We start from the raw sequence: 22,118 nt of genomic DNA on the forward strand, positions 1-22,118 counted from the left end.
CATGAACATAAGCGCCGCCCTGCCGCACAACGGAACCCGCCTCGGGCTGGGTGGCTGCATTGCCATCAGCGCGGCGGCAGCGGCGCTGTCGATTGCCCCCGGCGCCGCCTCCATCGGCTTGGGCTGGCTGCCGCTGGCGCTGGTGCTCGGCATGCTGGTCGGCAATCTGTGGCCGGCGCTGCCACTGCGCGGCGCCACCGGCATTGCCGTGGCGCGCGGCCGCCTGATGCGCTGGGGCATCGCGCTGTATGGCCTGCACGTGGGCACTGACGCACTCGCCTCGGTGGGCTGGAGCGGCCCGCTGATGGCGCTGGCCATCGTCGCCTCGACGCTGGCGCTGGCGGTGTTCGCCGGACGCCTGCTCGGCATCGAGCGCGATCTGGCGCTGCTACTCGGCTCGGGCAGCGCCATCTGCGGCGCGGCGGCAATTGCCGCCACCGATTCGGTGCTGGGCGCGCAGCCGCGCCACATCTCCGCCGCGGTCGCCGCCATCGTGGTGTTCGGCACGCTCGGCATGCTCATCCTGCCGGCGCTGCACCCGCTGGACTGGCTGTCCGACGCCGCCTTCGGGCTGTGGATCGGACTTTCCGTACATGAGCTGGGCCACGTCGTGGCGGCCGCCGCCGCCATCGGCGACGCCGCAACCGCGACCGCGCTGGTCGAGAAGATGCTGCGCGTGATGATGCTGGCGCCGGCGGTGATGTGCGTTGCGCTGTTCGTCGGACGCGGCGAGGGCGGCAAGGCGCCGCGCGTGCCGGGCTTTCTGTGGGGCTTTGTCGCCGCCATTGCACTCAACGCCAGCGGCGTGCTGCCGCCGCTCGTGCATCAGACCGGCTCGCTGGCTGCTCAGGCACTGCTCGCAATCGGCCTGGCAGCGCTGGGCGCCACCACCCGCTTCACCGACATTCGCGCCGCCGGCGGCCGGGTGTGGCTGCTCGCCGGGCTGCTGTGGATTCATCTGCTGGTGGCGAGCCTGCTGCTCATCGTCTGGCTCGACTAGGGCATGCCCCCGTGCGGGGCGCGCATCACGCATCACGCACGCCGTCGGGGCGCAAACCGGCGGACATCCGGCACGCGCAATGAGGCGCGGGCCGCACACATCGGGAGATTCCGGATGCATCCGCAACTACGCGCAACGTGGCGCGTTCCTTGCTCGGAGCAACTTGTCATGACAGGTCGTGCGCGCGTTGATGCCCGCGACCGTCCGCCGGAGGAGTTGCATGTCCGCGATGTCCGCACTCTCGACCATCACCGAAGCCTTTGCCGCGCTGGATGTCACCACCTGGTTCGTGCTGGCGTTGGCCGCCGCTCTGGGCGGCGTGCTGCGCGGGCTCACGGGTTTTGGCGCAGCGCTGGCGATGGCGCCGCTGCTGTCGCGCGTGCTGCCGCCGCATCACACCCTCGCGCTGGTCACCGTGCTGTGCGCACTGCCGCTGGGGCCGACCCTGTCGCGCCGCGCGATCTGGACGGCCGACGGGGCCTTGCTGCGGCCGATGCTGCTCGCGGCCATGCTCGGTTTGCCGGCCGGCATCTGGCTGATCGGGCTGCTGCCGGCGCATGCCTTTCGCACCCTGGTCGGCGTTTCGGTGATCGTCAGCGCCTGCGTGCTGCTCACCGGACTGCGCTTTGCGCGTCGAGCCAGCCGTCCGGCGTCGTTCGGAATCGGTCTGCTGAGCGGCGTGATGACGGCCTTCGGCGGCATCGGCGGGCCGCCGGCCATTGTGTATGTGCTCGGGGTCGAGCGCGATCCGGTGCGCATTCGCGCGAACTTCATCGTGTATTTCGCCTGCCTGTATCCACTCGCCCTGGTGGTACTCGGCCTGCTCGGCGTGCTGACACTGCCGCTGCTGGTGCTGGGCCTTCTGCTCGCTCCGCTGTTCCATGCCGGCTGCCTGCTCGGCGCCGGCCTGTTCGGGCGAATGGACAAGCGGCTGTTCCGACCGCTGGTGCTGGCGCTGTTGTTTTCCGCCGGAGCGCTGGCCGCCTGGCCGCAGGGCTGACGCCGGATTACGCACCGCAGCGGAACACCGCGACCGGCCGAACGCACTTCTGCAGTGCAGCATCTTTTAGTCTGCTATTTCTAGTTAATTTTCCCAAGTACATCTTTTCGTTTGTAAACAGCACATTCCGACTGAATGCTGCACTGCGATTTTTCTGGCACCGTCCTTGCTAGATAGAACTCGTCATAACAGGTTTTTACGAGGCACCCAATGAGCCCGGCTCCTAAACCACTCGCAGCACCGAAGCCCGTCCGCAGTGCAGACCTCATTGCACCGCTGTCGCCGGTTCCGTTGCACGCACAGATCCGCGAAATCCTGCGCCGCCGCATCCTCGACGGCAGCTATGCGCCGCATTCGCAGATGCCGTCGGAGAGCCAGATGATCTCGGCCTTCGGCGTGAGCCGCATCACCATCCGCCAGGCACTCGGCGACCTGCAGAAAGAGGGGCTGATCTTCAAGGTGATGGGCAAGGGCAGCTTCGTGGCCAAGCCCAAGGCCTTCCAGAGTCTGTCGAAACTGCAGGGCTTCGGGGAGGCCATGAGCCCGTCGGGCTATGAGACCTATTCGATGCTGCTGTCGAGCCGCACGGTGGCCGCCAGCCCGGCCGTGGCGCAGCGCCTGAACCTGAAGCCCGGCGCGCCGGTGTTCGAGATCCAGCGCCTGCGCTACCTCAACCGCGAGCCGATCTCGGTCGACGTCAGCTATTTCCCGCCCGAACTGGGCCAGCGCCTGGCGCAGGAAGACCTCGCCACGCGCGACATCTTCGTGATTCTCGAAAACGACCTCGGACGCAACCTGACCCACGCCGACGTGCAGATCGAGGCCATTGCCGCCGACGAGTCGCTGGCGCGGCATCTCGGCGTGGAGGAAGCCTCGCCGCTGCTGCGCATCGAACGCCTGACCTGGGCCGACGACGTGCCGATCGATTTCGAGTTTCTGTACTACCGCGGCGATGCCTTCCAGTACCGCCTGCGCATCGACCGCAGTTGATTCCAAGCCGCACACACCACGCAGAAAACCCCGCCCGCGAGGCTGCCGGGCGCCGCAACCAGGAAGGAGAAGTCATGAAACGCATTGATCTGGAATTCGACCTCGTCGTCATCGGCGGCGGCACCGGCGGCCCGATGGCGGCCGTCAAGGCCAAGGAGCAAAACCCCAAGCTGCGCGTGCTGCTCATCGACAAGGCCAACGTCAAGCGCAGCGGCGCGATCTCGATGGGCATGGACGGCCTGAACAACGCCGTCATCCCCGGCCACGCCACGGCCGAGCAGTACGTCAAGGAAATCACCATCGCCAACGACGGCATCGTCGATCAGGAAGCCGTGATGGCCTATGCCACCGGCAGCTTCGACATGATCCAGGAGCTCGACCGCTGGGGCGTGAAGTTCGAGAAGGACGAGACCGGCGACTACGCCGTGCGCAAGGTGCACCACCTCGGCAGCTACGTGCTGCCGATGCCGGAAGGCCACCACATGAAGCGCATCCTGTACCGCCAGCTCAAGCGCAACCGCGTCGAGATCACCAACCGCGTGGTCGTCACGCGCGTGCTGACCGGCGCCAACGGCGAGGTCACCGGCGTCATGGGCTTTGACTGCCGCACCGCCGACCTGTACGTGATCCGCTGCAAGGCCGCTGTGATCTCCACTGGTGCCGCCGGGCGCATCGGCCTGCCGGCCTCCGGCTACCTGATGGGCACCTACGAGAACCCCACCAACTGCGGCGACGGCCACGCCATGGCGTATCACGCCGGCGCCGATCTGGCGAACCTCGAGTGCTTCCAGATCAACCCGCTGATCAAGGACTACAACGGCCCGGCCTGTGCCTACGTGACCGGCCCGTTCGGCGGCTTCACGGCCAACTCAAAGGGTGAGCGCTTCATCGAATGCGACTACTGGAGCGGGCAGATGATGCTCGAGTTCCACAACGAGCTGCAGAGCGGCAACGGCCCGGTATTCCTCAAGCTCGACCACCTCGCCGAAGAAACCATCGGCGAGATCGAGCACATCCTGCACACCAACGAGCGCCCCAGCCGCGGCCGCTTCCACGAGAACCGCGGCAACGACTACCGCAGCCAGATGATCGAGATGCACATCTCGGAGATCGGCTTCTGCAGCGGCCACAGCGCCTCGGGCATCTGGACCAATTCACGCGGCGAGACCTCGGTGAAAGGCCTGTATGCAGCCGGCGACTGCGCCAGCGTGCCGCACAACTACATGCTCGGCGCCTTCGTGTATGGCCGGCTGTGCGGCATCAACGCGGCCGAGTACTGCGGCGGCGCCAGTGCAGGCGCGCTCGACGAGGGCGCCGTGGCGAAGGAGTCCACGCGCATCGAGGCGCCGCTGCTGAAGAGCGACGGCCTCACGCCGTTCCAGATCGAGTACAAGACGCGCCGCCTGGTGAATGACTACCTGCAGCCGCCCAAGATCACGCGCAAGTACGAGATCGCGCTGCGCCGCTTCGACGAGATCCGCGAAGACGCCACCGCCATGCACGCCGCCAACCCGCATGAGCTGATGCGCGCGATGGAAGCCCATTCCATCCTCGACTGCGCCGAGATGGCCGCGCGCGCCTCGATGTTCCGCACCGAGAGCCGCTGGGGCCTGTACCACCTCAACCTCGACCACCCGGGCCGCGACGACGAGAACTGGTTCTGCCACTCCCTGCTCAGCAAGGACGGCCAGGGCCACATGAGCATGCGCAAGAAGCCGGTCGAACCCTACGTCGTCGAGATCGACGAGGAAGAGCGCAGCGCCTACGAACGTCTGCGCGTCGCCCCCACGCCGCAGGCCGCCTGACCCATTCCCCCGCAAAAGAGGAACCCGAAATGACACTCGCCACCACCACCACACAAACCCCGGTTTCGGTCGACGAAGGCAAATGCATCGCCGAGAAGGGCTGCACCGTCTGCGTCGATGTCTGCCCGCTCGACGTGCTGGCCATCGACATGGTCAAGAAGAAGGCCTTCATGCAGTTCGATGAATGCTGGTACTGCCTGCCGTGCGAAACCGACTGCCCGACCGGCGCGGTCAAGGTCGCCATCCCCTATCTGCTGCGCTGAGGGAGACGACCATGGACATCCTCGCCCTCTCGATCAGCGAACGCCTGACCAGCGCCGACGCCGAAGTGCGCCGCCTGGCCGTCATCGACCTGCCGTATTCCGACGAAGACGACATCGTGCCGCTGCTGCTGCCGCGCCTGTCCGACAGCGACGCCGCGGTGCGCACCGAAGCCATCCGCGCACTCGAAGGCTACGAAGAGCCGGAAGTCATCATCGAACTCGCGCCGATGCTGCTCGACACCGACCCCGGCGTGCGCGCCGCAGCCGGTGAGGTGCTGGCCGAACTGAAGGAAGCCTCGTCCGCGCCGCCGCTGATTCCGCTGCTCGGCCACGCCGAGGCCGAGGTGCGCATGCTGGCGCTGCGCGCGGTGCGTGCCCTGCGCGTGCCGGAAGCCTTCGAGCCGGCCATGGCCGCGCTGCACGACAAGGACGCCGGCGTGCGGCGCGAGGCGGTTGGCGTGCTCGGCTACCTCAAGCGCGCCGAAGCCGTTGGCGCACTGGCCGAAGTCGCGGCGCGCGACACCGACGCCGAAGTACGCCGCATCGCCATCGGCGCCATGGGCTACTCCAGCGCCATCAGCGTGCTGCCGTCACTGACCCGCGCGCTGGCCGACAACGCGTGGATGGTGCGCGAGGAAGGGGCGCAGACGCTGGGCAAGCTGCGCCTCGCTCCGGCCATCCCCGAGCTGGTGCGCGCGATGGCCGACGACTACTGGCAGGTGCGCGTGAAGGCCGCGCGCAGCCTCGGCTGGCTCAAGGCCGAAGCCGGCGTGCCGGCGCTGATCGGGGCACTCAGCCACTCCATCAGCAACCTGCGCAAGGAAGCCGCCATTGCACTCGGCGAGATTGCCGACCCGCGCGCCGTGCCGGCGCTGGAGATCGCCGCCAACGACCCCGACCCCGACGTACGCAAGCTCTCGCGGCTTGCGCTGACCGCCATTGCGGTCACTGCCAAGTGAGGTGATGCCATGACTTTCGTCGTTACCGAAGCCTGTGTGCGCTGCAAATACACCGACTGCGTCGCCGTCTGTCCGGTCGAGTGTTTCCACGAGGGGCCGAACTTCCTCGTGATCGACCCGGAGGTCTGCATCGACTGCGGCCTGTGCGTGCCCGAGTGCCCGATCAGCGCGATCTACGCCGAAGCCGACGTACCGGAAGACCAGCTCGATTTCGTCGAGCTCAACGCCCGGCTGAGCCTCGAATGGCCGCCCATCGAAGACCAGCAGGAACCCCTGCCGGACGCCGAGGCGTGGGCCGACGTGAAGGACAAACGCCAGTACCTGGAAAGCGGAGAAACCGCCTGACGCGGCCTCGCCCCAAAAGGGCGGACCGCGCAGGCACCCCGGCAACACCCGAGTCATCCCGAAAGCCCATCACCCCTACCGGAAAAGGATGCACATCATGAAATCAGGCAAGCAGTCCGCAACGCCCGTCCGCGCCACCCTGCGGCGTCTCGTGTTCGCCCTCACCGTGGCCGGCTGTGTCGCTCCGGCCTTCGCGCAGAAGGTCGTGACCATCGGCATCGGCACGCAGAACACCACCACCAACACGGTCACCGGCGGCATCGTCATCCAGCAGATGGGCCTGCTCGAAAAGCATCTGCCCAAGGACGGCAAGTACAAGGACATCGAGTTCAAGCTCGAATGGCAGAACTTCAGCTCCGGCCCGCCGGTAACCAACGGCATGGTCGCCAACACGCTGCAGATCGGCATGATGGGCGACTACCCGCTGCTGGTGAATGGCGCGACCTTCCAGAACTCGAAGGAAACCAAGAGCCGCCTGATTGCACTGATCGCCTACAACGTCGATGGCGCCGGCAACGGCGTGGTGGTGCACAAGGATTCGCCCTACTACCAGCTGTCGGATTTGAAGGGCAAGAAGGTCTCGGTGCCCTTCGGTTCGGCCGCCCACGGCATGCTGCTCAAGGCGCTCGAAGACCACGGCTGGAAGGCCGACGACTTCGAGCTGTCCAGCCAGAGCCCGGAAGTCGGCACCTCCAGCCTGCAGGAGAAACGCATCGACGCGCACGCCGACTTCGTGCCGTTTGCCGAACTGCTGCCCTACCGCGGCTTCGCCCGCAAGATCTTCGACGGCGTCGAGACCAACCAGCCGACCTTCCATGGTGTGGTGGTGCGCGAAGACTTCGCCAAGGAATACCCGGAAGTCGTTGTCGCTTATCTGAAAGCCCTGCTCGAAGCCAACGCGTGGCTGCAGAAAGACCCGGTCGCGGCCGCTGCGAAGATCGAGGAATGGACGCGCATCGAGAAGGAAGTGGCCTACATCTTCCTCGGACCAGGCGGCATCCACACGCTGGACGCCACCATCAAGCCGAAATGGATCGAAGCCACCAAGTACAACCACGGCGTGCTCGAGCGCATGGGCCGCGTGAAGGCCTTCGACGCCGATGCGTGGGCGGACGAGACCTACATCCGCAAGGCCTTTGCGGAAATGGGCATGGACTACGACGCGCGCAAGACGAGCTTCGACAACTACGAGATCTCCGGCACCGATCCGCTGTGCGGCGGCGCCATCAGCGCCCCGCGCAAGGGCGGCGAAGTGTGGGTCGAAGGCGCGGGCGTGAGTGCCTACAAGTCGGTGTCGTGCACGCTGTCGGCGGTCAAGAAGGCCAGCGGCGAGGGCAAGAAGGTCGGCGTGGCGTATGTCTTTGACGAAGCGCTGAAGATCAAGCTCTTCGCCGACAAGGCCTTCTACGCCATCAAGGGTGCCGAGATCGTGCCCTTCCTGCTGAAGAAGGACGCCGAGGCTTACGCCAGCAAGAGCGGCGGCAAGCTCGCAACCTACGAAGAGGCCCTGGCGGCCGCAAAGGTCGGAGGCTGAGTCATGGGAACCGCAATGTCCATGCGCGTCGTGCCTGCGCACGACGCTGACGACGGCGGCGCGGCCGCCCCGGCGGTGGGGGCGGTTCCCGCTCCGCCCGCCGGGGCGAAACCGGCGCGCGCCACGGTGACCGAGTTTCCGGCGGCCCGCCCGGTGTCGCCGCCGCGCATGCCGTCGCTGACCGGCAGCCGCACTGGCGGGGCCTTGCTGGGCCTGACCTCGATCCTGCTGCTGGTCGGGCTGTGGTACGTCGCCACCGAGTACCGCTGGGACCTCTACATCCGCTTCACCAACATCCCCACCCCGGGCGAGGTGTTCAACGAGGCCGTGCGGCTGTCGGGTGATCCGAGATTCTTCACCAACATCACCACCAGCCTGCGCCGCATCCTGATCGGCTTTGCCTTCGCAACCGTCGTCGGGGTCGCGCTGGGACTGCTGATCGGCCGCTACGCACTGATGCGCGGCCTGCTGTTTCCGGCGATGGAAGTGATCCGGCCGATTCCGGCGATTGCCTGGGTGCCGATGTCGATCATGCTGTGGCCGACCACCGAGTCCAGCATCATCTTCATCACCTTCCTCGGCTCGTTCTTCCCGATCCTGCTCAACACCATGCACGGCGTGGCCTCGGTCGACCCGGTGCTGATCCGTGCGGCGCGCTGTCTGGGCGCCGGCGAGCGGGCGCTGCTCGGTCAGGTGATCCTGCCGGCCGCTCTGCCGCACGTGTTCACCGGCCTGGCGGTCGGCATGGGCGTGGCCTGGGTGTCGCTGATCGCCGCCGAGATGATCTCGGGCCAGTTCGGCGTCGGCTACTTCACGTGGGAGGCGTACTCGCTGATCGAGTACCCCAACATCGTCATCGGCATGATCGTCATCGGCGTGCTCGGCCTGGCGTGCAGCGGCGGCATCCGCATGGCCGCACGTCTGCTCATGCCGTGGCAGTCCATCGGCGGCAAGGAGAACGGAAAATGAGCACAGCCAACGGCAACCGGGGGCACATCGAGATCCGCGACGTGGTCGTGCGCTTCACGCAGAACGGCCAGCCGCTGGACGCGGTGAGCGGCATCTCGGTGGACGTCAAACCCGGCGAATTCGTCTCCATCGTCGGCCCGTCGGGCTGCGGCAAGTCGACGCTGCTCAACATCGTGGCGGGCTTTCTCAAACCCACCGCAGGCGAGGCCTGTGTGGACGGCGAACCGATCCGCGGCCCCGGTGCGGAGCGCGGCGTGGTGTTCCAGCAGTACTCGCTGTTCCCGTGGCTGTCGGTGCGGCAGAACGTCGAGTTCGGACTGAAGATGGCTGGCGTGAGCCGTCAGGCGCGTGAGTGCAAGGCACGCACGCTGCTCGGGCTGACCGGCCTGCTGGGCTTCGAGAACCACTACCCGGAACAGCTCTCGGGCGGCATGAAGCAGCGCGTGGGCATCGTGCGTGCGCTCGCCACCAGCCCGCAGGTGTTGCTGATGGACGAACCCTTCGGCGCGCTCGACTCGCAGACGCGGGTGGTGATGCAGGAGATCCTCACCAACATGTGGGATCAGCTCAAGCTGTCGGTGCTGTTCATCACGCACGACATCGAGGAATCGATCTTCCTGTCCGACAAGGTGTATGTGATGACCGCCCGGCCGGGCCGCGTGAAGGCCGAAATCCCGATCAATCTGCCGCGTCCGCGCACGGCGGCGATGACGTCCTCGCCCGAGTTCCTCGCACTGCACCGCCAGCTCAAGGAACTGATCCGCGAGGAAAGCCTGGCTGCGATGGGCGGCGAGCTCAAGGACGGCGGCCTCGGCCAGCATGACTGGCATCTGGGCACCGAAGGCGTGGGAGCAGCATGATGAACAACGACACACCACTGGAAATCACCGATCTGCGCAACTCCGGCGTGCTGCGCGTTCTGTGGAGCGATGGCCTGCAAAGCGATCTGCCGCATGCACTGCTGCGGCGTAGCTGCCGCTGCGCCGCCTGCACGCAGGCGCAACGCAGCGGAACGCCGGTGACGGCAGACGACACCTTGCGCATCGCCGCCATCGCCCCGATCGCCGACCGCGGCCTGAACTTCGTGTTCAGCGACGGCCATGGCCGCGGCATCTACCCCTGGAGCCTGTTGCGCGAACTGGCCGAACGCCAGCGCGCAACGGCCTGAGCACAGCGCTTCAGGCTTCCGCCGCCCGGCGGCGTGCCGCCTTGGGGTCGGCCAACAGGGGGCGATAGATCTCGACCCGATCGCGGTCGCGCAGCAGCGCATCCAGCTCGACCCGACGGGCGTGGATGCCTACGCCGTGAGTGCGGCCAAGCTGCACTTCGGAACAGCGTTCGAGAATGCCCGAAGCCTGCACGGCGTCCTGCACGCGACTGCCCTCAGCCAGAGTCAGCTGAATCTGGTGGTGATGATGAGGGCGGGCATAGACAACTTCCACGACGATGCCGGGCATCTTGAACTCCTGTCGATATGTTTAACAAGTCCATTATATTCAATGGCTTGCCACATATCAGAAGTATTTTTAACGGTGCTCCCCCGTGCGTGATCGACGCCACAGCAGCGTGGCGATGCGGGCCAGCGCAATGAACTCCAGCAGCACGATGGCCGAGCCTACGCCGTGACCCAGCAGGCCGGGTGGCCCGAGCAAGGTGCTGAGACTGTCCGCGCCGATTGAGACCAGCGCATAGGCCGCCGCAAAACGCGTGCTGATCAGCGCCATCAGCAGCAGCCACACGAACAACGCCAGGGCGACCGAAAAGAGCTCGATCAACCGCGAAAACATGTAGGGCTCGTGCAGCACTTCCCAGCGCACGGCGGCGATCACCGAGGCCAGCACCATCAACGCGAACACCGGTGGCCAGCGCTGCGGCAGGCCCGTGCCGGGGTGGCGCAGGGTCAGCAACAACCAGATGTGGCAGACGATGGCTCGCATGCGGGTTCCGTCAGGTCAGCGCGGTGCCATTTCCGCCTCTAGGCGGTGTTTGATGTCGTCCGGCGAACCGGTGTTGCGCGCCAGCAGTTCGTAGAACAACGGGATGACGAACAGCGTCAGCACGGTCGACAGCGCCACGCCGAACAGCACGACAATGCCGATCACCTGGCGCGTTTCGGCCCCCGCGCCGGACGCCAGAATCAGCGGCACGGCGCCGGCGACGGTGGTGATGCCGGTCATCAGGATCGGGCGCAGGCGGATCACCGAGGCCTCGACCACGGCGTCGTGGAACTCGCGGCCTTCGTCGCGCAACTGGTTGGCGAATTCGACAATGAGGATGCCGTTCTTGGCCGCCAGCCCGATCAGCATGACCAGGCCGATCTGGCTGTAGACGTTGAGCGTCGAGCCGGTCAGCCACAAACCGAGCAGGCCACCGCCAACTGCAAACGGCACGCCGAGGATGATCACGAAGGGGTGCACCCAGCTCTCGAACTGCGCCGCCAGCACCAGAAAGACCACCAGCAGGCCGAGCAGGAAGATGAAGCCCATGGAACCGCTGGAGGTCTTGAAATCCAGTGACTGCCCGCGGTAGTCGATGACCACGTTCTCGGGCAGATGCTCGCGCGCGAGCTGCTCCAGGTGGTCCAGCGCCAGACCCAGCGGCAGTCCATCGCTCAGACCCGCACTGATGGTGATGGCGCGCACGCGGTTGTAGCGGTTGAGCGCGCGCGAGTCGGCGAAATCTTCGAGCTGCACGACGTTGGACAGCGGAATCAATTCACCCGAACGATCCGAGCGCACATACAGGTTCTCGAGCGCTTCCGGGCTGCGCTGGGTGTCGCGCTCGCCCTCGACCATGACGTCGTACTCGCGCCCGTTGTCGATGTAGGTCGTGATGCGGCGCGAGGCCAGCATGGCTTCGAGCGTGCGGCCGATACCTTCGACGGTCACGCCCAGCTCGGCCGCGCGGGCATAGTCGATCTTCACTTCGAGCTGCGGCTGGGTTTCCTTGTAGTCCCAGTCCAGATCGGTCAGGCCGGGGTTGTCAGCCTCGATGCGTTCGAGCAGCGTGTCGCGCCACTGTGCCAGCTCCTCATAGCTGCCGGCCCCGCCGATGACGAACTGCACCGGATTGCGCGTCTGCCCGCCGAAGCCCTGGCGCATCAGCACGCTGGTGCGCACGCCCGAGAGGTCGGCGAGCTTGCCACGCACCTCCGCCATGATCTCTTCGGCCGGGCGGCGTTCGGCCCAGTCAGCCAGCACGGCGATGACCACACCGATGTTGTAGATCGGCGCATCGTTACCGCCACGTGGTGAATTGACCAGCAGACGCTCGACTTCGCCGCGCTCGACGTAGGGCAGCATGCGCCGTTCGATCTCGCCCATGTAGTCGGCCATCATGGCGTGCGTCGCGCCCTCGGGGCCGGTCACCTGCACGAAGAACACGCCGCGGTCTTCGCGCGGGGCGTACTCCGAATCGAGCTGGGTGTACAGCAGGCCGAGCACGCCGAACAGCACCACGAAGCCCGCCAGCGCCATCCAGCGGTGCACCAGCATCGCGCGCAGCGCCACCGTGTAGCGGCGGCGCAAGGCATTCACGACCCGGTCGACGATCTGCACGATGCGGTGATTGTCGTCGCGCGGGCGCAGCAACTTGGACGCCAGCATCGGCGACACCGACAAGGCCACGAAACTCGAAAACACCACGGCCGCCGCCATGGTCAGCGCGAACTCCGAGAACAAGCGGCCGATGTCGCCCTGCAGGAACGAGATCGGCACGAACACCGAGATCAGCACCAGCGTGGTCGAGATCACCGCGAAGCTGACCTGACGCGTGCCGCGGAAGGCCGCGACCAGTGCCGATTCGCCGTAGTCGTCCATGCGCCGGCGGATGTTCTCGAGCACGATGATGCCGTCGTCCACCACCAGCCCGATGGCCAGCACCAGCGCCAGCAGCGTGAGCAGGTTCACCGAAAAACCGAACAGCGCCAGCGCGATAAACGTGGCCACCAGTGACACCGGCACGGCCACGGCCGGCACGAGAATGGCGCGCACGCTGCCGAGGAACAGGAAGATGACCAGCACCACCAGCACGGTGGCAATCGCGAGCGTGGAATACACCTCGCGCACCGCGCCGGCGATGAACACCGAGGAATCGAAGCTGGGCTCGATCGACATGCCGTCGGGCAACGTGCGGTTGAGCCGCTGCACTTCTTCACGCACGCCCACCGCGACATCCAGGGTGTTGGCCGTGGACTGCTTGATGATGCCCAGACCGACCATGGGATCGCCGTTGCCGCGGAACAGACTACGGTCGTCGATGGTGCCGCGCTCGACGCGCGCCAGATCGCCCAGGCGCACCAGATAGCCGTTGTCGCCGCGCGCTACGACGAGCCGCGCGAAATCCTCGGCGTTGCTGAACTGGCGCGCAACGCGCACGGTGAACAGGCGGGTATGGGATTCAATGCGCCCGGCCGGCAACTCGACGTTGTCGTTGCGCAGGGCGTTCTCGACATCCGCCACGGTCAGTTGACGGGCCGCCAGCGCGTTGCGGTCGATCCACACGCGCATGGCGTAGCTGCGCGCGCCGCCGATGCGCACGCGTGCCACGCCGTCGGCCACCGACAGTCGGTCGATCAGGTAGCGCTCCGCAAAATCGGTGAGTTCGGCCACGCTGTGGCGGTCGGAGGTGAAGTTCCACCACACGATGACGTCAGCGTCGGCGTCCACCCGCTGGATCTCGGGTGCATCGGCCTCGACCGGCAGACGCTCGATGACGCGCGAGACGGCATCGCGCACGTCATTGGCCGCGGCCTCGATGTCGCGTCCGATGGAAAAGCGCAGCACCACGTCGGATTCGCCATCGCGACTGCGCGACTCGATGTATTCGATGCCCTCGATGCCGGCGACGGCCTCTTCGATGGGCTCGGTGATCTGCGTCTCGATCACGGTCGCGGCTGCGCCCGGATAGTTGGTCTCGATCGCCACCACCGGCGCATCGATATCGGGATACTCGCGCAGCGGCAACTGCTGGTAGGCCATCAGGCCGAAGATCACCAGCAGCAGGGCCAGAACCGTTGCGAGAACCGGCCGCTTGACCGAAACGTCGGAGAGGATCATTGCGCGGCCCCGTCGGCCGGAGCGAGCAGCTCGGCCAGCGGGCGGCTGCCGTCGTCGACGGCGCGGATGCGCACTGCCTCACCGTCTGCGAGGCGGAACGCACCGTGCGTGATAACGCGCTCGTCCCCCGTCAGGCCATCACGGATTTCGACCATGCCGGGCATGCGCGTGCCCAGCTGCACCACGCGTCGTTGCGCGGTCAGTGAGTCGCCCTCGCCGACCACGACGAACACCGAATGCTCGCGCCCGCGCGTCAGGATGGCTTCTTCGGGCAACACCTGGGCATCCCGTTCGTTGGCCGACAAGCCGAGCGTCATCAGCATGCCGGGGCGCAACCTGCGTTCGGCGTTGGACAGCAGGGCGCGCACCCGAAAGGCGCGCGTGACGGGATCGACTTCGTTGCCGACGCTCACCACTTCACCGCGGAACACCTCACCGGGGTAAGCGCGGCTGCGCGCCGCGATGCGCAAACCCGGTTCGATCACCGAGATGAACAGCTCCGGCACGGTGAAATCGAGCTTCATCACCGAGTCGTCGTGCAGCGTGGTGATGACCATGCCCGGCGTCAGCAGCGACCCAACCGAGACGTTGCGCAAACCGACCACGCCGTCGAACGGGGCGGTGATGCGGCGATCGCGCAAACGCGCGTCGGTCGCCGCGAGGCGCGCCTGGGCGGTGGCCTGTTCGCGCCGGCGCTGATCGAGCAGAGCCGCCGAAGCCGTTCCGCGCCGCGCCAGATCCTGCACGCGCTCGAACTGGCGGCGCGCCTCGTCCTGCGCGGCCAGTGCTTCGGAACGTTCGGCCTGCTGTTCGCGGCTGTTCATCAACACCAGCACGTCGCCGGCCGAAACGCGCTGGCCATCGTTGAAGCGGATCTCGGCAATGGTGTCGGTGGTGGTTGCCGTCAGTTCGGCCGATTCGTTGGCACGCAGGGTGCCGAGCGCCTCGATGTTGTCGGCCATGCGCATTTCGCGGACTGGCGTGACGATGACCTGAAGGCCCGGGGCCGGGGTCTGAGCCTGAACCGTGACGGGCAAGCACAGCAAGGCTGCAAGCAGCGCGCAGGCTGGGGGTATGGCAATTCGACGCATGGAGGAGGACCGGGCCGGGGGCCGCAAAGCGCGGCGAACGGATTCCTGACAGGTCAGTTGGCAGGTGGTTCCGCCCGTTGAGGAAAACCCGCTCATGCTGGCAGCGCCTCCAGACGGGCCAGCCATGGCCTGCGCTCATCGCTGGACACGAAGCTGGCGTCGAGGCTGTTACGTGCGACACGCGCCAACTCGGCTCGGCTGAGGCCCAGAGCCACGGCGGTGTCGAGGTAGTTCTTCAGAACGTAGCCGCCGAAATAGGCCGGATCGTCGGAGTTGATGGTGAGCTTCAGGCCCGCGTCGAGCAGACGCTTGAAGTTGTGGTCTGCCAGGCGTTCGAACACACACAGCTTGAGGTTGGAGAGCGGGCACACCGTGAGCGCAACCTGCTCGCGCGCCAGACGCGCCACCAGTGCGGCGTCTTCCTCACAGCGCACGCCGTGGTCGATACGCTCGGCGTGCAGCAGGTCCAGCGCCTCGTGGATGTATTGCGGCGGCCCCTCTTCGCCGGCATGCGCGACGATGTGCAGGCCCAGCTCGCGGCAGCGCGCAAACAAGCGCTCAAACTTGGACGGCGGATGCCCCATTTCGGAGGAATCCAGCCCGACGCCATGGATGCGCGACAGATGCGGCAGCGCCTGTTCGAGCGTGTCGAAACCATCCGCCTCGGACAGGTGGCGCAGAAAGCACAGGATCAGGCGCGAGCTGATGCCCAGGCGCTGCTGCGCGTCGCGACAGGCGCGCTCCAGCCCGTCGAGCACGGTTTCGAAGGCGATGCCGCGCTCGGTGTGCGTCTGCGGATCGAAGAACAGCTCGGCGTGCACCACGCCGTCGGCGTGGGCGCGCTCGAAGTAGGCGGCCGCGAGGTCGAAGAAGTCCTGCTCGGTGACGAGCACTGCGGCACCGGCGTAATACAGGTCGAGAAAGCTCTGCAGGTCGGAAAAATCGTAGGCCGCGCGCGTCTCCTCGACGCTGGCGAACGGAAGTTCGACGCCGTTGCGGCGAGCCAGTTCGAACATCAGTTCGGGCTCCAGCGTGCCTTCGATGTGCAGATGCAGCTCAGCCTTGGGCAGGGCGCGAATGTAGCTTTCGAGGTCCATGGCGGCTCCTGTGGTGGGATACGCGAATCCCGCAAGAATAGGATGCATTCCCGAAACTGTGGCGCATCGGCCCAAAAAAAACGGCGGGCCGAAGCCCGCCGTCCTGTCCGCACGAAGGCGCGGAGATTACTTCAGAGCGGCCAGCGCAGCGGCGTAATCCGGCTCGTTCTTGATCTCGGAGACCAGCTCGGAGTGCAGGACCTTGTTGTTGGCGTCGAGCACAACCACGCCGCGGGCGGTCACGCCGGCGAGCGGGCCGGAGGTGACGTCAACGCCGTAGTTCTTCTTGAAGTCGCCACCGCGCATGGTCGACAGCGGAACGACGTTGTTGAGGCCTTCAGCCACGCAGAAACGCTTGGCGGCGAACGGCAGGTCAGAGGAAATCACCAGCACGACGGTGTCCGACAGCTTGGAGGCTTCTTCGTTGAACTTGCGCGTCGAGGTGGCGCAGGTCGGGGTGTCCAGGCTCGGGACGATGTTCAGCACCTTGCGCTTGCCGGCATAGGTGTCGAGCGTGACATCGCCGAGCTTGCCGTCGACGAGCGAGAAAGCGGGGGCGGTGTCACCGACCTTGGGGAAATTGCCGGCGACGTCGATGGGATTGCCCGCGAGGGTAACTTGGCTCATGTGGAGTTCTCCATTGCTGAGGGGGGTGGATCGCGGCTGTGATTATTGAGTACATCGCCGCGCTAAACTGCCGCAGAGTGTAGCACTTCGTATTCACCGCAAGATGTCACCGGCACACCCTGAAACCCTTCGGAACTGGCCCATGCACGGCAAGGCAAGCACCTGGCTGCTCAACGTCGGCCACGCCATCGACCACATGTTCCTGCTGATCTTCGCCACCGCGGTGACGTCGATCGCGGCTGATTTCGGGCTGGCGCGCTGGGAAGATCTGATGCCGTGGGGCACGCTGGCCTTCTTCCTGTTCGGCATCGGTTCGCTGCCGGCCGGCCGGCTGGGCGACCAGTGGGGGCGGCGCCCGATGATGATCATTTTCTTCATCGGCATCGGGGCCGCCGCCATTGCCACCAGCTTCGCGCGCTCGCCGCTGGAGATCGCGGTGGCGCTCGGCCTGCTCGGCGCCTTTGCCTCGATCTATCACCCCGTCGGCATTCCGATGCTGGTGCGCGGCAGCAAGCGGCCGGGCTGGACACTGGGTATCAACGGGCTGGCCGGCAACCTTGGGGTGGCGCTGGCGGCGGTGCTTACCGGCTATCTGGTGAAACACCTGGGCTGGCGCGCGGCCTTTGCCATTCCCGGCGTCATCGCCATCAGCTGCGGCATTGCATTTGCGCTGCTCGCGCGCGACGACGCGCTGCCACCGGCACGCCGCAAGCCGCTGCAGGCCGAGGTGCCCAAAGGCGTGTTCCTGCGCCTGTTTCTGGTCATGACGCTGGCTGCGACCAGCGGCAGCCTGCTGTTCAACTTCTCGACCAATGGCAACTATGAGTTGCTGCGCGAGCGCCTCGCCGCCATCACCGCCGACCCGGCCACGCTCGGCCTGTTGCTGGCGGCGGTGTACGCGGTGGCCTCCGTCGCGCAACTCGTGGTCGGCCGGCTGATCGACCGCTTCCCGCTCAAGCCGCTGTATCTGTCGGTGATCGCGGTGCAGATCCCGCTGCTGGCGCTCGCCGCCTTTGCCGACAGCTGGCTGCTCTACGCGCTGCAACTGTTGTTCATGATCGCGATCTTCGGCGCGATTCCCTTCACCGAGGCGATGATCGTGCGCTACGTCGACGACAGCATGCGCTCGCGCGTGGCCGGCATGCGCCTGACGGTGTCGTTTGGCGCCAGTTCGGTGGCGGTGTGGATGCTCGGCCCGCTGGTGCGCGAGGCGGGGTTTGCGGCCTTGTTGCTGCTGATGGCGGCGATTGCCTGCTGCACGCTGTTCACTGTCGCCTGGCTGCCGCCGACCCCAGCGGAAAAAGGCGTTGACGATGCGGGCTAGAATGGAAACCTCACGCATCCGCTCCAGGCACCGCTCATGACCACTTCTGCACGTCGCCCTCAGCTCAGCAACGCCACGCGCCCGCTGACCATCACCATCCCGGCCCGCAACGAGCACGGCGAGGAAGTGCCGACCGACATCGCCGGCGAGAACCCGCTGACCATCTACGTCGACAAATGCGAGCTGGTCACGCTGATGACGCTGGGCGCCGCGCCCGAGGCGCTGACCATTGGCTGGCTGCGCAACCAGCGCCTGGTCGACAGCCTCGACGAGATCGCCTCCGTGCAGGTCGACTGGGATGTTGACGCCGTCTCGGTCACGACGCGTCACGGGCTGAAAAACGCCGAAGAAAAGCTGTCGACCCGCACCGTCACCACCGGCTGCGGCCAAGGCACAATGTTCGGCGACCTGATGGACGAGATCGACAACATCCGCCTGCCCGACGTGCGCAACTTCTCGCAGGATCAGCTCTACGCGCTGATGGCGGCCGTGCGTCAGTACGACTCGATCTACAAGCAGGCCGGCGCAGTACATGGCTGCGCGCTGGCGCAGACCACCGGCGACGGCTGCGAGATCCTGATGTTCTTCGAGGATGTCGGCCGCCACAACGCGGTCGACGCCATCGCCGGCCAGATGTGGCTGGACGGACTCGACGGCAGTGACAAGATCTTCTACACCACCGGCCGTTTGACCTCGGAAATGGTCATCAAGACCGCGCAGATGGGCATTCCGGTGCTGGTATCCCGCTCGGGCCTGACGCGCATGGGCTGGGAGATTGCGAAGCAGGTCGGCCTGACGATGATTGGCCGGGCGCAGGGCAAGCACTATCTGCTGTTCACCGGCGAGGAGCGGTTCACGCGATGAGCACCGACGTAAAGATCACCGGCGTATTGCTGGCAGGCGGGCAGGGCCGCCGTATGGGTGGCATCGACAAAGGGCTGGTCGAGCTGCGCGGTCGGCCGATGGCCGCGTGGGTGCTGGAGCGCCTCGGCCCGCAGGTGGATGAACTGCTGATCAACGCCAACCAGAATGCCGAGCGCTACGAGGCCTTCGGCTATCAGGTGTTCCCGGACGAGATCGGTGGCTTTGCCGGCCCGCTGGCCGGGCTGCACGCAGCGCTGTCGCGGGCGAGCCATCCGCTGGTGGTTACGGCGCCGTGCGACTCGCCGTTTCTGCCGGAAGACCTGGTGGCGCGGCTGTTGGCCGGGCTGTACACCGCCAATGCCGATCTGGCCGTGGCCAAGACTTTCGATCAGGCCCATCCGGTGTTCTGCCTGTGCCGGCGCGAAGTGCTGCCGCATCTGGCGGCCTTTCTGTCGGCCGGCGGGCGCAAGATCGATCGCTGGTACGAAACGCTGAACATCGTCGAAGTGAATTTCGACGATGTCGAAGCGGCCTTCCGCAACATCAATACGCGGGATGACCTGAGCCGCGAAGCCTAGGCCGCCCGCAACTCACATCTTGTTGTCGGGTTCGGGGAACATGTCCCAGATGCGGACCTGGCCGCTGCTGCCCTGCCAGTCGGCAACCTCGTTCTTTTTCTGCTGCACACGCTTGAACGACTCGTGAATCTCGCCGTTTTCGGTATCCCGCTCGACTGCAAGCAGGGTGCCGGTGGGGTGCTCACACAGCCCGGCGGCGTATTCCACTTCCTGACGCGCAACCGGCAGGGCCTCGGCCAGTGACGGCGCGCCAAAGCGCTCGACCAGAAACTGCGCCAGCTTTGCGAGATTGGCCTCGTACTGCTCATCGCTGACTTCAACGATGCGCACCACGGTGGACCAGCCAAAACTATCGAGTCCGAGAAAGCCGTGCCGGAAAGCCTGCGCGGCCTTGCCAGTCAGTGTCGCCGGGTCTTCTTCGGCGAAGGAAAATACAAACGACCCGGTAACAGCCGGCTCGCCGAGCTGCGCGGCGCGCGAATACACACGCTCATCGGTATCGTCCAGACGGGCTACTTCGAGAAACTTCATGTTTGCTCCAACGCTGTGTCGCTGCGGGCTGGACGGCCGCAACGGAAACTGAAAACGGGCGACCGGTTGCCCGGGCCGCCCGTCCGGATCACCCTTGCGGGCGCTCAGCCATCAGTGACTCGGCTGGCCAACGGCGCTGCTGCTGCCGCTGACCGGCTTGTCCTCGGCCGGCTTCGGCGCAACACCGCGAGCCAGCTCGTCTTCCAGCCACAAATCGTGGTGCTGCTTGGCCCAGTTCACGTCGACGCGACCCGTGGTCATGCCTTCCAGCGCGCCTTCCGTGCCCAGCGTACCGATGTAGGCGTGGCCGAAGAAGAAGCCGATCCACAGGATCGCGGCAATCGCGTGGATGCCCTGCGCCAGCGCCATGTCGCTGCGGGTCTGACCCCAGATCGGGAAGTCCAGCACCACGCCGGTTGCACTGACGACAATGCCGAGCAGGAACACGCCGCCCCAGAACCACGCCTTTTCGCCGCCGTTGAGCTTACCAGCCGAGGGGTGGCTGTTGCCGACCATGCCACCGCCCTGCTTGAACCAGGCAACGTCGGTGGCTGTGGGGATGTTATTGCGGGCCCACAGCAGAATCATCAGCAACAGACCGACCGAGAACGCGGGGCCAAGGTAGTTGTGGATGTTCATTGCAATCGATGCCCACCACGCGAACCCCTCTGCGCCCATCACGGGGATCAGCACGTAACGACCGAACAACATGGACAGGCCGGTAATCGTGAGCATCACGAAGGACAGCGCGACGAACCAGTGCAACACCCGTTCGTAGAGCTTCCAGCGCTCGATGGTCATGCCGGCTCTCCCGTGTTCGAGCTTGACGCGCCCGGCGACGAGGAAGAACAGCGCGATCAAGGCGAGCACGCCGCCCATGAACCAGCCACTCCACCCTACCAGCGGCCCGGTGCGGAACTGTCGCCAGGTTTCACCGCTGTTGGAGATCATGGTGTCGGTCACGTACGGCCCGGTCTGGGCCGTGTACCCGGACAGCCCTTCGCGGGCTTCGCGCCAGGTGGCGGAACGCGGGTTCTCGCCGCGCTCGCCGAAACTGGGCTGTGTTTGACCGGACTGCGCCAACACGTAGCCGATGCTCGGCAGGGTCATGGACAGGACCGCGATCGCCAGCAGGCTCCAGAGCATGGAGCGCCACCGACGACGCTGCGGACTGACGGTTTTAGATTCATTCATGACGGGGACTCCTAACGGTCGGTCATGGCGGTCAGCGCACGTTGACGCAGTGGCTCGGCGCGGCGGTCCGCGGCTTCCTTGGTCGCCGTTTCGTCTTTCTTGCCTTTATAGACACCCGGCTCATGCACGGTCACGCCGGAATCACAGGCAGTCAATGACAATCCGGCGATCGCCAGTGCCACAAGCATTGCTTTGTACGGCATGGTCTCGCTCCTCATTCTGTGTGGCGATTCGTGCGTGGTTTCCCGAGAGAAACCACGCACGCGCTTCAGGTTGATCAGGCCGTGCCGTACGCCGCCTGCCAGCCCCAGGTCTGCGGACGACCACCGCGGCGCATCACGCGCTGGCGGTAGATGTCTGCAACCACGTCGCCATCACCGGCGAGCAGCGCCTTGGTCGAGCACATCTCGGCACACAGCGGCAGCTTGCCTTCGGCGATCCGGTTGGCGCCGTACTTGGTCAGCTCAGCGTCGGAATGGGCGTCTTCCGGGCCACCCGCACAGAAGGTGCACTTGTCCATCTTCCCGCGCACGCCAAATGCGGTCTGCTTGGGATACTGCGGCGCGCCGAACGGGCAGGCGTAGAAGCAGTAACCGCAACCAATGCACAGGTCCTTGTCGTGCAGCACGATGCCGTCGGCGGTGGTGTAGAAGCAATCCACCGGGCACACCGCCGCACAGGGCGCATCGGTACAGTGCATGCACGCCACCGACACCGACTTCTCGCCCGGCATGCCGTCGTCCATGACGATGACGCGACGGCGGTTAACCCCCCAGGGCACTTCGTGCTCGTTCTTGCACGCAGTGACGCACGCCTGACATTCGATGCAGCGTTCCGCGTCACAGAGAAACTTCATTCTGGCCATCTTGGCTCTCCTCTATCTCTATCCG

Annotated in this window: 24 protein-coding genes; 14 read left to right on the forward strand and 10 right to left on the reverse strand. The window is 66.0% G+C overall.

What is annotated here, in order from left to right:
• Nucleotide 1 precedes the first annotated feature (1 nt).
• The 11 genes from AC6H0N_RS04665 to AC6H0N_RS04715 all read left to right on the forward strand — a co-directional run bounded on the left by AC6H0N_RS04665 (nt 2) and on the right by AC6H0N_RS04715 (nt 10,033).
• Nucleotides 2-1,000, forward strand: a complete 999-nt coding sequence (locus AC6H0N_RS04665; protein ID WP_497572893.1) for a YeiH family protein — start codon at nt 2-4, stop codon at nt 998-1,000.
• A gap of 220 nt (nt 1,001-1,220) precedes the next feature.
• Entirely contained in the window at nt 1,221-2,000 is a 780-nt protein-coding gene (locus tag AC6H0N_RS04670; protein WP_497572894.1) for a sulfite exporter TauE/SafE family protein, read from the forward strand.
• Nucleotides 2,001-2,210: 210 nt separating this feature from the next.
• Complete coding sequence (locus tag AC6H0N_RS04675; RefSeq protein ID WP_497572895.1) at nt 2,211-2,990, forward strand: GntR family transcriptional regulator; 780 nt, start codon at nt 2,211-2,213, stop codon at nt 2,988-2,990.
• Nucleotides 2,991-3,064: 74 nt separating this feature from the next.
• Nucleotides 3,065-4,795, forward strand: a complete 1,731-nt coding sequence (locus AC6H0N_RS04680; protein ID WP_497572896.1) for a fumarate reductase/succinate dehydrogenase flavoprotein subunit — start codon at nt 3,065-3,067, stop codon at nt 4,793-4,795.
• Nucleotides 4,796-4,824: 29 nt separating this feature from the next.
• Nucleotides 4,825-5,058, forward strand: a complete 234-nt coding sequence (locus tag AC6H0N_RS04685; protein ID WP_497572897.1) for a 4Fe-4S dicluster domain-containing protein — start codon at nt 4,825-4,827, stop codon at nt 5,056-5,058.
• An 11-nt stretch (nt 5,059-5,069) separates the two neighbouring features.
• Nucleotides 5,070-6,017, forward strand: a complete 948-nt coding sequence (locus tag AC6H0N_RS04690; RefSeq protein WP_497572898.1) for a HEAT repeat domain-containing protein — start codon at nt 5,070-5,072, stop codon at nt 6,015-6,017.
• 9 nt (nt 6,018-6,026) lie between these two features.
• A complete protein-coding gene (gene fdxA, locus AC6H0N_RS04695; protein ID WP_497572899.1) occupies nt 6,027-6,362 on the forward strand; it encodes a ferredoxin FdxA in 336 nt (111 codons plus the stop codon).
• 97 nt (nt 6,363-6,459) lie between these two features.
• Nucleotides 6,460-7,896, forward strand: a complete 1,437-nt coding sequence (locus tag AC6H0N_RS04700) for an ABC transporter substrate-binding protein (protein ID WP_497572900.1) — start codon at nt 6,460-6,462, stop codon at nt 7,894-7,896.
• 3 nt (nt 7,897-7,899) lie between these two features.
• Complete coding sequence (locus AC6H0N_RS04705) at nt 7,900-8,865, forward strand: ABC transporter permease (RefSeq protein WP_497572901.1); 966 nt, start codon at nt 7,900-7,902, stop codon at nt 8,863-8,865.
• Nucleotides 8,862-9,725, forward strand: a complete 864-nt coding sequence (locus tag AC6H0N_RS04710; RefSeq protein ID WP_497572902.1) for an ABC transporter ATP-binding protein — start codon at nt 8,862-8,864, stop codon at nt 9,723-9,725. The genes AC6H0N_RS04705 and AC6H0N_RS04710 overlap by 4 nt, the downstream gene beginning before the upstream one ends.
• Nucleotides 9,722-10,033 carry a gamma-butyrobetaine hydroxylase-like domain-containing protein gene (locus AC6H0N_RS04715; RefSeq protein WP_497572903.1) on the forward strand — a complete coding sequence of 104 codons (312 nt, stop codon included), beginning with the start codon at nt 9,722-9,724 and terminating at the stop codon, nt 10,031-10,033. The genes AC6H0N_RS04710 and AC6H0N_RS04715 overlap by 4 nt, the downstream gene beginning before the upstream one ends.
• A gap of 10 nt (nt 10,034-10,043) precedes the next feature.
• Here the strand turns inward: AC6H0N_RS04715 and AC6H0N_RS04720 are convergent, their stop codons facing one another.
• From AC6H0N_RS04720 to tpx, 6 genes are all read right to left on the reverse strand, one after another.
• Nucleotides 10,044-10,322, reverse strand: coding sequence for an RnfH family protein (locus AC6H0N_RS04720; protein ID WP_497572904.1), 279 nt, complete (start codon nt 10,320-10,322; stop codon nt 10,044-10,046).
• 69 nt (nt 10,323-10,391) lie between these two features.
• A complete protein-coding gene (locus tag AC6H0N_RS04725) occupies nt 10,392-10,802 on the reverse strand; it encodes a hypothetical protein (protein WP_497572905.1) in 411 nt (136 codons plus the stop codon).
• Nucleotides 10,803-10,817: 15 nt separating this feature from the next.
• Nucleotides 10,818-13,922, reverse strand: coding sequence for an efflux RND transporter permease subunit (locus tag AC6H0N_RS04730; protein WP_497572906.1), 3,105 nt, complete (start codon nt 13,920-13,922; stop codon nt 10,818-10,820).
• Complete coding sequence (locus AC6H0N_RS04735) at nt 13,919-15,139, reverse strand: efflux RND transporter periplasmic adaptor subunit (protein ID WP_497572907.1); 1,221 nt, start codon at nt 15,137-15,139, stop codon at nt 13,919-13,921. Before AC6H0N_RS04735 ends, AC6H0N_RS04730 begins: the two co-directional genes overlap by 4 nt.
• Nucleotides 15,106-16,110 (reverse strand): adenosine deaminase, encoded by a 1,005-nt coding sequence (locus AC6H0N_RS04740; RefSeq protein ID WP_497572908.1) that lies wholly within the window; start codon nt 16,108-16,110, stop codon nt 15,106-15,108. The genes AC6H0N_RS04735 and AC6H0N_RS04740 overlap by 34 nt, the downstream gene beginning before the upstream one ends.
• Nucleotides 16,111-16,236: 126 nt before the next feature.
• Nucleotides 16,237-16,737, reverse strand: a complete 501-nt coding sequence (tpx, locus tag AC6H0N_RS04745) for a thiol peroxidase (RefSeq protein WP_497572909.1) — start codon at nt 16,735-16,737, stop codon at nt 16,237-16,239.
• 142 nt (nt 16,738-16,879) lie between these two features.
• On the opposite strand from tpx, the gene AC6H0N_RS04750 reads away from it, so the two are divergent.
• From AC6H0N_RS04750 to mobA, 3 genes are read left to right on the forward strand one after another with little or no spacing between them, the layout of a single operon-like run.
• Nucleotides 16,880-18,061, forward strand: a complete 1,182-nt coding sequence (locus AC6H0N_RS04750) for an MFS transporter (protein WP_497572910.1) — start codon at nt 16,880-16,882, stop codon at nt 18,059-18,061.
• 36 nt (nt 18,062-18,097) lie between these two features.
• Nucleotides 18,098-18,925: a formate dehydrogenase accessory sulfurtransferase FdhD gene (locus AC6H0N_RS04755; RefSeq protein ID WP_497572911.1), complete on the forward strand. Its 828-nt coding sequence runs from the start codon at nt 18,098-18,100 to the stop codon at nt 18,923-18,925.
• Nucleotides 18,922-19,503, forward strand: a complete 582-nt coding sequence (gene mobA, locus AC6H0N_RS04760) for a molybdenum cofactor guanylyltransferase MobA (RefSeq protein WP_497572912.1) — start codon at nt 18,922-18,924, stop codon at nt 19,501-19,503. The genes AC6H0N_RS04755 and mobA overlap by 4 nt, the downstream gene beginning before the upstream one ends.
• 12 nt (nt 19,504-19,515) lie before the next feature.
• Here mobA and AC6H0N_RS04765 read toward each other — a convergent pair whose 3' ends face one another.
• The 4 genes from AC6H0N_RS04765 to fdh3B form a co-directional block, all read right to left on the reverse strand.
• Nucleotides 19,516-20,034, reverse strand: coding sequence for a DUF6505 family protein (locus AC6H0N_RS04765; RefSeq protein WP_497572913.1), 519 nt, complete (start codon nt 20,032-20,034; stop codon nt 19,516-19,518).
• A gap of 111 nt (nt 20,035-20,145) precedes the next feature.
• On the reverse strand, nt 20,146-21,228 hold the full coding sequence (locus tag AC6H0N_RS04770) for a formate dehydrogenase subunit gamma (protein WP_497572914.1): 1,083 nt from the start codon (nt 21,226-21,228) through the stop codon (nt 20,146-20,148).
• An 11-nt stretch (nt 21,229-21,239) separates the two neighbouring features.
• On the reverse strand, nt 21,240-21,431 hold the full coding sequence (locus AC6H0N_RS04775) for a hypothetical protein (RefSeq protein ID WP_497572915.1): 192 nt from the start codon (nt 21,429-21,431) through the stop codon (nt 21,240-21,242).
• A 74-nt stretch (nt 21,432-21,505) separates the two neighbouring features.
• Nucleotides 21,506-22,093 (reverse strand): formate dehydrogenase FDH3 subunit beta, encoded by a 588-nt coding sequence (fdh3B, locus tag AC6H0N_RS04780; protein WP_497572916.1) that lies wholly within the window; start codon nt 22,091-22,093, stop codon nt 21,506-21,508.
• Between the last annotated feature and the right edge of the window lie 25 nt (nt 22,094-22,118).

The sequence above is a fragment of the Pseudazoarcus sp. NS34 genome (genome assembly GCF_059703725.1).

Coding starts and splice junctions, on each gene's coding strand:
- AC6H0N_RS04735 (WP_497572907.1), bottom strand. CDS start 15,139: ATGGCTGGCCCGTCTGGAGGCGCTGCCAGCATGAGCGGGTTTTCCTCA.
- fdxA (WP_497572899.1), top strand. CDS start 6,027: ATGACTTTCGTCGTTACCGAAGCCTGTGTGCGCTGCAAATACACCGAC.
- AC6H0N_RS04775 (WP_497572915.1), bottom strand. CDS start 21,431: ATGCCGTACAAAGCAATGCTTGTGGCACTGGCGATCGCCGGATTGTCA.
- AC6H0N_RS04685 (WP_497572897.1), top strand. CDS start 4,825: ATGACACTCGCCACCACCACCACACAAACCCCGGTTTCGGTCGACGAA.
- AC6H0N_RS04665 (WP_497572893.1), top strand. CDS start 2: ATGAACATAAGCGCCGCCCTGCCGCACAACGGAACCCGCCTCGGGCTG.
- AC6H0N_RS04750 (WP_497572910.1), top strand. CDS start 16,880: ATGCACGGCAAGGCAAGCACCTGGCTGCTCAACGTCGGCCACGCCATC.
- tpx (WP_497572909.1), bottom strand. CDS start 16,737: ATGAGCCAAGTTACCCTCGCGGGCAATCCCATCGACGTCGCCGGCAAT.
- AC6H0N_RS04705 (WP_497572901.1), top strand. CDS start 7,900: ATGGGAACCGCAATGTCCATGCGCGTCGTGCCTGCGCACGACGCTGAC.
- AC6H0N_RS04710 (WP_497572902.1), top strand. CDS start 8,862: ATGAGCACAGCCAACGGCAACCGGGGGCACATCGAGATCCGCGACGTG.
- AC6H0N_RS04755 (WP_497572911.1), top strand. CDS start 18,098: ATGACCACTTCTGCACGTCGCCCTCAGCTCAGCAACGCCACGCGCCCG.
- AC6H0N_RS04715 (WP_497572903.1), top strand. CDS start 9,722: ATGATGAACAACGACACACCACTGGAAATCACCGATCTGCGCAACTCC.
- AC6H0N_RS04730 (WP_497572906.1), bottom strand. CDS start 13,922: ATGATCCTCTCCGACGTTTCGGTCAAGCGGCCGGTTCTCGCAACGGTT.
- AC6H0N_RS04765 (WP_497572913.1), bottom strand. CDS start 20,034: ATGAAGTTTCTCGAAGTAGCCCGTCTGGACGATACCGATGAGCGTGTG.
- AC6H0N_RS04670 (WP_497572894.1), top strand. CDS start 1,221: ATGTCCGCGATGTCCGCACTCTCGACCATCACCGAAGCCTTTGCCGCG.
- AC6H0N_RS04675 (WP_497572895.1), top strand. CDS start 2,211: ATGAGCCCGGCTCCTAAACCACTCGCAGCACCGAAGCCCGTCCGCAGT.
- mobA (WP_497572912.1), top strand. CDS start 18,922: ATGAGCACCGACGTAAAGATCACCGGCGTATTGCTGGCAGGCGGGCAG.
- AC6H0N_RS04725 (WP_497572905.1), bottom strand. CDS start 10,802: ATGCGAGCCATCGTCTGCCACATCTGGTTGTTGCTGACCCTGCGCCAC.
- AC6H0N_RS04770 (WP_497572914.1), bottom strand. CDS start 21,228: ATGAATGAATCTAAAACCGTCAGTCCGCAGCGTCGTCGGTGGCGCTCC.
- AC6H0N_RS04690 (WP_497572898.1), top strand. CDS start 5,070: ATGGACATCCTCGCCCTCTCGATCAGCGAACGCCTGACCAGCGCCGAC.
- AC6H0N_RS04740 (WP_497572908.1), bottom strand. CDS start 16,110: ATGGACCTCGAAAGCTACATTCGCGCCCTGCCCAAGGCTGAGCTGCAT.
- AC6H0N_RS04680 (WP_497572896.1), top strand. CDS start 3,065: ATGAAACGCATTGATCTGGAATTCGACCTCGTCGTCATCGGCGGCGGC.
- AC6H0N_RS04720 (WP_497572904.1), bottom strand. CDS start 10,322: ATGCCCGGCATCGTCGTGGAAGTTGTCTATGCCCGCCCTCATCATCAC.
- AC6H0N_RS04700 (WP_497572900.1), top strand. CDS start 6,460: ATGAAATCAGGCAAGCAGTCCGCAACGCCCGTCCGCGCCACCCTGCGG.
- fdh3B (WP_497572916.1), bottom strand. CDS start 22,093: ATGGCCAGAATGAAGTTTCTCTGTGACGCGGAACGCTGCATCGAATGT.